General features: G+C 28.4%; 6 protein-coding genes and 1 other RNA gene. 6 read left to right on the forward strand and 1 reads right to left on the reverse strand.

All coding sequences use genetic code 11. From position 1 onward, the window contains the following. Positions 1 to 56: 56 nt before the first annotated feature. From ffs to AC11VW_RS08835, 5 genes are all read left to right on the forward strand, one after another. An RNA gene (gene ffs, locus AC11VW_RS08815) (signal recognition particle sRNA large type) lies at positions 57 to 321 on the forward strand. Positions 322 to 570: 249 nt separating this feature from the next. Continuing rightward, a complete protein-coding gene (gene dnaX, locus AC11VW_RS08820) occupies positions 571 to 2,214 on the forward strand; it encodes a DNA polymerase III subunit gamma/tau (RefSeq protein WP_484301044.1) in 1,644 nt (547 codons plus the stop codon). A gap of 60 nt (positions 2,215 to 2,274) precedes the next feature. After that, a complete protein-coding gene (locus tag AC11VW_RS08825) occupies positions 2,275 to 2,619 on the forward strand; it encodes a YbaB/EbfC family nucleoid-associated protein (protein ID WP_484301045.1) in 345 nt (114 codons plus the stop codon). Between the two features lie 11 nt (positions 2,620 to 2,630). Next, a complete protein-coding gene (recR, locus tag AC11VW_RS08830) occupies positions 2,631 to 3,230 on the forward strand; it encodes a recombination mediator RecR (protein WP_484301046.1) in 600 nt (199 codons plus the stop codon). 140 nt (positions 3,231 to 3,370) lie between these two features. Further along, positions 3,371 to 3,595, forward strand: coding sequence for a hypothetical protein (locus AC11VW_RS08835; protein ID WP_484301047.1), 225 nt, complete (start codon positions 3,371 to 3,373; stop codon positions 3,593 to 3,595). A 120-nt stretch (positions 3,596 to 3,715) separates the two neighbouring features. On the opposite strand, the gene AC11VW_RS08840 is transcribed toward AC11VW_RS08835, so the two are convergent. Continuing rightward, the gene (locus AC11VW_RS08840; RefSeq protein WP_484301048.1) at positions 3,716 to 4,930 is read right to left on the reverse strand and encodes an MGDG synthase family glycosyltransferase; all 1,215 of its coding nucleotides are present in this window, start codon (positions 4,928 to 4,930) and stop codon (positions 3,716 to 3,718) included. Positions 4,931 to 5,118: 188 nt separating this feature from the next. Here AC11VW_RS08840 and AC11VW_RS08845 point away from each other — a divergent pair, with 188 nt between their 5' ends. After that, the gene (locus tag AC11VW_RS08845) at positions 5,119 to 5,349 is read left to right on the forward strand and encodes a glutaredoxin family protein (RefSeq protein WP_484301049.1); all 231 of its coding nucleotides are present in this window, start codon (positions 5,119 to 5,121) and stop codon (positions 5,347 to 5,349) included. Positions 5,350 to 5,743 lie beyond the last annotated feature (394 nt).

The raw sequence follows: 5,743 nt of genomic DNA on the forward strand, positions 1-5,743 counted from the left end.
TGGGTTCGAATCCCACACTCTCTGCCAAAGAACATTTAAATATGGTTGTAATTTTGCTGTACTAGATGGGGAGGTAGCGGTGCCCTGTAACCTGCAATCCGCTATAGCAGGATTGAATTCCATCTAGAGGTTTATCTCTTGTAGGGCTGCCCTAAATAAGTGGTGTTGACACTTAGGTCCTGCGCAATGGAAGCTCATAAACCCCGTGAGATCCGGAAGGAAGCAGCGGTAAGTGATCACTTTCGTGTGCCGCGGGGGTGCCTAAGTTGAGCTAACTGTTTAGGTAACGCCTGTGAGAGTAAATCAATAGATGGTGTACAGCATTTAAATATATAAAAAACAAATCTCTTAATTTTAAGGGATTTTTTTTATTTAATAAAACTTTAATTATTTCAAGGATATAACTTATAATAGAATATATATTATAATCTATCAAAATTAATGGATAAAGTATGTGGGATAGATTTATAATTGATAAGAACAAAACATATTTAAATATTATAATATAATATTTAAATATGTTGGAAAAATAATATATTAGATGGATTTTTTTATTAAGGAGAGATAAAAATGCATAAGGCATTATATAGAGCATATAGGCCTCAAAACTTTGAGGATGTTGTTGGACAAGATCATATTACAAGAACTTTAAAAAATCAGATAGAGAATAATAATGTTGGTCATGCTTATGTATTCTCAGGTACTAGGGGAACAGGTAAGACATCTACAGCTAAAATATTTGCGAGGGCTGTTAATTGTTTGGATAAGGTTAATCAAGAACCATGTAATGAGTGTGATGTATGTAAGGATATATTAAATGATAATATGATGGATGTTGTAGAGATAGATGCAGCATCTAATAATAGTGTAGATGATATAAGGGAGCTTAGAGAAAATGTTAAGTACTCGCCAACTAAAGCTAAGTATAAAGTATATATAATAGATGAGGTTCATATGTTGTCTCAAGGTGCATTTAATGCTCTTTTAAAGACACTAGAAGAACCACCATCATATGTGATATTTATATTAGCAACTACGGAACCACATAAGATCCCTGCTACTATCTTATCTAGGTGTCAAAGATTTGATTTCAAGAGAGTTACAGTAAGTGATATGACCGATAGGATGAAAAAAATAAGCAAGGAAGAAAATATAGAAGTTGAAGATAAAGCACTTAATCTAATATCTAGAAACTCTCAGGGTGCTCTGAGAGATGCACTTAGTATATTAGATCAATGTATATCTTTTGGAGATAATAAAATACAGTATAAAGATGTTGTAGAGTTATTAGGAACTGTAAATATAGAGCAATTATTTGAGTTAGCGCAGTTTATAATAAATCAAGATACAAAAAATTCTCTTCAAACTTTAAATGAATTTGTTATATGGGGTAAAGATATAAGAAACCTAATAAATGATTTAATAGATCACTTTAGAAACCTTATGGTTTGTAAAGTGTCTACAGAACTTGATGAAATTATTTCTTTACCAGAAGAAACTATAAAACAATTAAAATCTCAAGCTAATGATGTAGATGTAAATGATTTAATAAGAATTTTAAATATATTATCAGTTACTCAAGATACTATGAGAACTTCATCAAATCCAAGAGTTTTAGCAGAAGTAACTATGATGAAAATTGCTCAACCTATGTTTGATGAAAGCAAAGAAGCACTTATAAAAAGAATTGAAAATTTAGAGAAAATCATAGAAAGTGGAAATATAAACGTTAACACTGCTACCAGAGAGAATAATAATGAGGTGGTAGAAAGTAGCATAGCTATGGAAGAAGAAATCGTGTATGAAGTACTTAAAAGTGAAGATGTTAAGCTAATAGAGGCATCTTGGCAAAAGATAAGACAAAAAATTAAAGATGATAAACAAAGCAAGCAAATGCCTGTATATTTCTTATTAGGTGATGTGAGTAGTTTTAATGTTTATGAAAACATGCTATATATAATTTATGGAGATGGATTTGAATTTGCAAAGAAAAGATTAAATGATACTAATACTATAACGTATATAGAACAGATAATAAGGGAAACTCTAAACAGAAGTTTTAGTATAAAAGTAATATTAGAATCTGAAGTCCAAAATATTAGTTTAGAAATAAAAAGTTCTAAAAAAGATAAAGGTGAAGAAATTTTAAAAGAATTAGTAAATGGAGATATATTAGAAATAAAAGATAGTATTAAAGAAAATCAAGATAAATAATAAATATTATTATGATATAATATTAAAATAAGAAATAAGTTTTTAAGGAGGATTTTGATTATGGCTAAGAAAGGTTTTGGAGGCGGAATGATGCCTGGAAATATGAATAATATATTAAAGCAGGCTCAAAAGATGCAAGAAAATATGCAAAAAATGCAAGAAGAATTAGAAACAAAGGAAGTAGAAGCTTCAGTTGGCGGAGGTGCTGTTACTGTAAAAGTTAATGGGAAGAAAGAAGTTGTAGACATAACTATAAAACCTGAAGTTGTTGATCCAGAAGATATAGAAATGTTACAAGATTTAGTTTTAAGTGCTGTTAATGAAGCATTAAGAAGTGTAGATGATATGCAATCATCTCAAATGAACAAAGTAACTGGCGGAATGAATATACCAGGATTATTCTAGTAGGTGATAATATGCAAGTTTATACAGGTCCTATAACAAGGCTTATAGAAGAATTTTCAAAACTTCCTGGAGTAGGAAGAAAAACAGCACAAAGATTAGCTTTTCATGTTATAAATATGAATACTAATGATGTAGAAGCTTTATCTAAAGCTATAATAGAAGCTAAAAGAGATATAAAGTACTGTTCAGTATGTTGCAATATAGCGGATATGAATCCTTGTAGCATGTGCTCTAATAAAAATAGAGATGACAGCGTTATTTGTGTAGTAGAAGATCCTAGGGATGTGGCTGCTATGGAAAGAACAAGAGAATTTAAGGGAAAATATCATGTATTAAATGGTGTTATATCTCCTATGGATGGTATTGGACCAGATATGATAAAAGTAAAAGAGTTAATACAAAGATTAGGAACTCAAGATGTAACAGAGATAATAATGGCCACTAATCCTACAATAGAGGGTGAGGCTACTGCTATGTACATAGCTAGACTTATAAAGCCGATGGGTATAAAAGTTACTAGAATTGCTCATGGATTACCAGTAGGCGGGGATCTAGAATATGCAGATGAGGTAACGATATCTAAAGCATTAGAAGGTAGAAGAGAAATATAAAAATCGAGGTAGATACCTCGATTTTTTGTCGTTTAATAGAAGTATTTTGTGGTTAAAAATAAATTAGATTTATTGAACAAAAATTTTCAGTATTGTATAATTTATTGTGTATTGTTTAAAACTTTTAATAGGAGTGTAATATGAAATCAACTGTGAACTTAGAAGAGCATAAGGATATGAAAGAAAAGATGGTAAATAAGTTAAATTCAAGAGAAAAGAATAAATTTGATGAAAATGATGATATGAGTTTATTAATCAAAAAAAAGTTAAGTAAGACTTCAAAAGATAAAAGTTCCGACTTTAAAAATAATTATAAAAATTATCAATATGATTATGAAGAGGATCTTTATGAACCGAGATATTAAAAATATAAAAGTTGATGTTAGTAAATTGTTACAGATTTAAAATTTTACTATAAAATAAAAAATCCCTATATGAATTATCGAATAGGGACTTTTTGTATATAATTATATACATTATACATATTACTCAGCTTGTTCATCTTTTTCTAATATATCTACAACTAAATTAGCTATATTTTGAGAAGCATTGGATTTCCTTATAGACTTTATATTACGTTTAAGCATATCTAATCTAGATGAATCATCGATAAGAACTTTTAAAAGTACTGGAAGTGTATATTTTTTTGTTGTTCTAAGTGCAGCTCCACAGTTAGAGAGAAAATCTAAATTTTCTTCTTCTTGACCAGGTATATAATAAGGAACTATCATTGGCACATCTTTTAATAATGCTTCAGTGGTAGTAAGTCCCCCTGGTTTAGTTACTAATACATCAATTGAAGCTAATATATCATTCATTTTAGTAGTGTATCCTAAAACACGCACATTTTTATCATTAACGTAAGAAACTAATTTTTTATCTATTTTTTCTTTTAAATTTTCGTTTTTTCCAGTTATTACTAATATCTGAAAGTCCCTATCTATATTTAACAATTCAACTAATGTTTCTTTTATATTTCCAGCACCAAAACTTCCGCCCATAAGTAGAACCGTAAATTTATCAGGAGATAGGTCAAGTTCTGCCAGAACAGTTTCTCTATCTCTGTTAGATAAAAATGAGTTCTCTACTGGAATACCAAATGTTTTTACTTTATCACTTTCAACACCTTCAAGAACTAATAATTCTCTTACATACTCATGCCCAACTATGTAATAATCTAATTCATTTTGTATCCACGTAGAATGTGTTGTATAGTCTGTTAAAACAGAAATCATTGGAGGTACATCTATATTATAGTGATGCTTATTAAAAGTATCACCTAAATTTGTTGAACCACCATATGTATCCTTATGCTTTTTTAATGTACTTAGAGCTATCATAGGAAATGGATGTGTTCCTATGATTACATCAGGTTTAGAATCCTTAAGAAGCTTTTTGAATTTTTGAGCCATAAAAGATGTAAGTAAATTACCTTTAAATTCATTTTTAGAAGCAAGATTAGTTTCAGAAAATCTATAAACACTACCATAAGCTTTAGGTGTATATAGTGCAGATTTTTCATATCCTCTAGATATTATTTTATCCATTGTGTTGTTAACCAATTTCAAGCTATCTATTATCTCACATTGTATAGGTATTCCATCAATTAGTTTTTGTTCTAATTCTTCTTTAATTGCTCGAGCAGCTCTATTATGTCCTCCGCCAGTAGAAGCAGACATAATTAATACTTTTTTGCTCATAATAAAATCCTCCTAAAATTTAGAGTTATATTGAACAATAATACAATTTTTTGTATTATTAATTATGCTCAACGAATTCAATTTGTTATATATAAGATTATATACTAATTAATCAGTTAATAATAATGTAATCTAACATAAAAAAAAATACAAGCATAGAGATTGAAATAATAAAGGAGAGAAAAATAATGAAAACGGTAGAAATATATACAAGTGATACATGTATTCAATGTGTAAAAGCGAAAGAATTTTTAAAAACTAATAATATTGAATATACAGAACATAATATATCTAAAAATTCAGAAGCTAGAAAAAACTTAATACGTATGGGGTATATGTCAATTCCAGTTACTATTATAAATGAGCAACATGTATTAGGATTTGATTTAAATAGGATGAAGGATTTATTAAGAATATAGTATATAATATTAAAATGAATTATAAAGCGTAGTGTAAGAAGGTATAAGATAAATTACTTTTTTACATTATTTTTTATAATTAAATAATATATTATAAAGCTGTATAAAAAAAAATATAATACATACAATAAGCTAGAACCTATGAAATAACTTGAATTTACAAACATCTAATAAAGAATATAAAAAAACTTTATAAAAAGTATTGACGATGTTATTTGAAGGTGATATAGTATTACTTGTCCTTAAGAAAAGGGCAAACATAAAAGAAAAAAATGAACTTTGAAAATTAAACAGTAGGTTAATTTATAGAATTTGAAACAACCAAACATAAAGCCAGATATATAACAGTATCTGAGCCCTAGATAAACTTTTATTTGAGAGTTTGATCCTGGCT

The sequence above is a fragment of the Romboutsia sp. genome (assembly GCF_056995035.1).

What these genes read in the sequence shown, in the direction of transcription:
- dnaX (WP_484301044.1), top strand. Translation starts at nt 571, where the DNA reads ATGCATAAGGCATTATATAGAGCATATAGGCCTCAAAACTTTGAGGAT.
- AC11VW_RS08825 (WP_484301045.1), top strand. Translation starts at nt 2,275, where the DNA reads ATGGCTAAGAAAGGTTTTGGAGGCGGAATGATGCCTGGAAATATGAAT.
- recR (WP_484301046.1), top strand. Translation starts at nt 2,631, where the DNA reads ATGCAAGTTTATACAGGTCCTATAACAAGGCTTATAGAAGAATTTTCA.
- AC11VW_RS08835 (WP_484301047.1), top strand. Translation starts at nt 3,371, where the DNA reads ATGAAATCAACTGTGAACTTAGAAGAGCATAAGGATATGAAAGAAAAG.
- AC11VW_RS08840 (WP_484301048.1), bottom strand. Translation starts at nt 4,930, where the DNA reads ATGAGCAAAAAAGTATTAATTATGTCTGCTTCTACTGGCGGAGGACAT.
- AC11VW_RS08845 (WP_484301049.1), top strand. Translation starts at nt 5,119, where the DNA reads ATGAAAACGGTAGAAATATATACAAGTGATACATGTATTCAATGTGTA.